The sequence below is a fragment of the Limnohabitans sp. genome (assembly GCF_040400975.1).
Lineage (GTDB): Bacteria > Pseudomonadota > Gammaproteobacteria > Burkholderiales > Burkholderiaceae_C > Limnohabitans_A.
Map to the genome: position 1 here is coordinate 1 of NZ_JBBAPF010000063.1, position 3,370 is coordinate 3,370.

At 58.6% G+C, this 3,370-nt stretch carries 1 protein-coding gene; it reads left to right on the top strand.

Annotation, left to right across the window (positions count from 1 at the left end):
- Positions 1-1,215: 1,215 nt before the first annotated feature.
- Complete coding sequence (locus ABWQ00_RS15690) at positions 1,216-2,724, top strand: hypothetical protein (RefSeq protein WP_353239592.1); 1,509 nt, start codon at positions 1,216-1,218, stop codon at positions 2,722-2,724.
- Positions 2,725-3,370 lie beyond the last annotated feature (646 nt).

A 3,370-nucleotide genomic window follows, 5' to 3' on the forward strand; every position in this document is an offset into this window, starting at 1 on the left:
GAGGACAAGGCAATGGTGCCGGTGCTCGATCTTATCGCGACTGCGGACGTGGAGGAGACTGCGGCTTCTTCAGCCGTGGCAGAGAATTCGCCTGCGTTGGCGGGTTTGCTTCCTTTGTGTGGATGAGGAGGAAGATGTGGAAGAAGCGGTGATGTGGCCGGTGCTTCCATCGACCGCGCATGGCAATGACGACATGCCCAACCCGTACAGCGATGCCAGACCGGTGGCGACGCCTGTTCGAAGCCTGGGTTGTGCTCATCGGCGTCCCACACGGTGGGGTCGCTGCAATGGGTGCGGTCGCGCACTGCGGCCAGGCGTTTCAGCCACAGGGTCGCCGGTGCTCATGTGTACCAAGTTCAAGAGAGGGGAAGGTCATTCGTATCGCCGTTTACATCCCGGGGAAGCTGAGGACTTCGGGCTACCGACAGCCATGCTGCGGCGCATCCGTGTGCTTTGGTAGTGCTCCCCAGAGTTCTTTCAAATTAGATCCGTGTCGCGCTTAAGCCGCGGGATTCCTCGCGCGTGCCAGCAGTGACTTGGAGCAATCGAGAAAGTTGCGCAGAGCTGACGGTGGCAACTGATGTCGTTTCATGCTCACGTGCATGTATGCGCGCTGTCTGTGTGGACAGGCCTTTTGCATTGATCAGTCGCTGTGTCTGCCTATCATTGCGCACCTGTGCCGGGAGCCATGGCCGGGGCAGATGTTGGTTCTCTGCGGAACACTCAGGTGTTGAGCTTTGTGAAACGGGCAGCAGCTCTGCGTGTCAAGTACCGCACGCAGACAGTAACGGGCAACGACCGTCGTTGCTTGGAACCGTCCTTGGTCGCAGCTCATCCAATGAACAGGAATGGAGTTCGCGTGAATGGTCAACGGTGCGAGGAGCTCTTCAATCAGGTGTTCGGGAAGTTCGATTACGAAGAAGCGTGCCACGGAGCTGTTTGCATCGAAATAGCTCCGGGAGAAGTGGAGGTGGTCCATTGGCATGAAGCGGCGTCTCCGGACGATCGTTTAGCGGCTCTTCCTGTTGCATACTTGGCCTACTCGAGTCTGGGGGCGACGCATATCAATCAAGTACTGCGCAACATTTTGGGAAAGGCGGCAGTGTTGGAATGTCTTGCGGCAACGGACGCTTCAGGGCGATTGAGCCTTCAGTTGGTGGAGGCTCATGACGCTGCGTTGGCGGCTGCCCGTCGCACAGGCCTCCGGTGGGAGGTTTGTCTTCAGCTATTTCGAAGGAAGAGCCCGACGGAATCGTGTGCATCCAGGCAGCACTGAACGATCCCTCCAAGTCAGTCATGCTCATGCACGAGATGCAGATAATCAAGCACATGTCGCGTGTCTGCATGAGCGAAAAGAATGCTGCCGGCGAGGTGCTTCTAGAGTCTGTGCGCGCCAGACTTACAGCGGAAGGCTTTCCCGGCATTGAAGCTCCGGGGTTCCAAGTGCTGCTCCGCTTCGTGATTGATCAGGGAGCCGGTGGCGAGCATGCTTTTGTGCAGCCTCTGGTTGACTTTCACCAGCTCCTTGTCAATCCGCGGGCGCGGCGCCTTCGGGATTCGCATTTCCGCGTGGTGCTCAGCGTGCCCTCGCCGCCTGCGCGTGTCATCTTGCTGAAAGCTGCATGCGGGTGCCCTGCAAGCATTATCCGTGACGGATGGATCGAGTACTTCGGCCCATCGCACGTGGCGCGCCTCTGCAGTGAGCGGGTTCATCTGTGCAAGGCGGCGGAGGGGTTGTACTATCGGTTCCACACGCAGTACGAGGCGGCCGGATTCTGGAAGCATGCTCCGCAGGGCAAGCGGCAACTTCACCTGTTCGACATAGAGCTTGGCCGCGTCCTACTTGCCAAAGAAGGGTACAGCGGGACGATGCAGGAGGTTGAATCGCTATCTGGCCAGTTCGACGCACGCGCACGGAGTTCTATCGAAACCACTGCGTTGGCGGGGCTGCCCATCCCAGATCCCTTGGCATGCCCAGAGCCGGCGAGTTCGAGAGACACGAAGGGTGCATCGCTGCTGGCCAGGCTAGCAGAGTATACGGCTGAAGGCCGGTTGGTCCCTCGGCCGACGGAACCCCAGCGTGCGGTCTGTGCACAGGGCGTTCCCTGGCAGCACGTTCCCGACCCCGAGGCGCACAGCTTGCTGCTGGATAAGTGCCGCGTGTTGCACGGTCTATCTCTCGCTGCGCAATGCTTGCCGCTCCCAGGCGTGGCCGAGATCAGCGTCACGTGTGCAGGCAAGGTCATGGGTGTTCGCGCCGAGAGGCCGTTCCGCACCGGCACGCTGGTATTGCTACCTCTGGTACCTGGGCATTTACAAGTGGCGACCGACAGCCTTCATCCGCATAGCGTCCCTGTCTGGACGGGCGCGCGCACTTTGTACCTCGTCCCGTCGTGGAAGACTGGATGGCATACACCTTTCTGGGCGGTGCGGCGCTCTACAGACGCTGGTGAGTGCAACTCTGCGTTGGCGGAGCTCAATGACAACGTCGTACATTCTCTTGCGGGATCGGGCATTATTGCGGCGCCCACTTTCACTCATGTCCTCACTGAATCCGCCAAGGTTCCATGCCTAGTCAACTCGAAGGATGTAGAAGAAGGAACAGAGATTGTTATGCTGCTAGAAGTTGCAGGCGCGGATGCGTCCAAGGGGAAAGCAGCAACGCGAGGATCGGGGACCCGAGCACAGGTGCAAGCGGGAAAGGTGAAGAAGCCGCGCACTTGAGGCGATTGCATCACGTAGGCTCGGCGTGCACCACTCCGCTCATCGCCGTGCAAATCGATAAAGGCAACATGAGAGCGCAATACAGGGACGGTTGTATCGAGATCGAGACATTTCTGTCTACGTCTCGTTTGTTGCGACACAAGTTTTGTGTCCATAGTGTGCTTCTCCGTTTTGGTCTCCGTGTCCATAGTGTGCTTCTCCGTTTTGGTCTCCGTGTCCATAGTGTGCTTCTCCCTTCGCTGGAGCGCTAACTCTTTTGCGAAGGACGCTTGTGCTTGCAGACACGTGCAATTTTTGTTGTGTTTCTGCACCGACCAGCAACGACCAAGCTATGCGAAGGCACGTAGCAGCAGCGCGCATACACCGCTGCGCAGTTTTGTTATGGTGTAGACCGTTCATCGCAGCATTTGCGAGTGTGCTTCTCCGTGTTTGGTGCGTGTGGTGTGCTTTTAGCACGCGCAGGTGCATGCTCACGGGGGGTCCCTGCGTCAAGGCCAGTTTTGTCTACGCACGTGTCCAGCACGGTGTTGCACAATCAGCGCACACATGAAACTGAGTGCGCGTCTCGTCTCACGCGCTTCGGAGCACGCGGATGGTGCTTCGTTGCGCCTGTTCATGCTGTGCCCCTTGCGCAGGGAGAAGATGC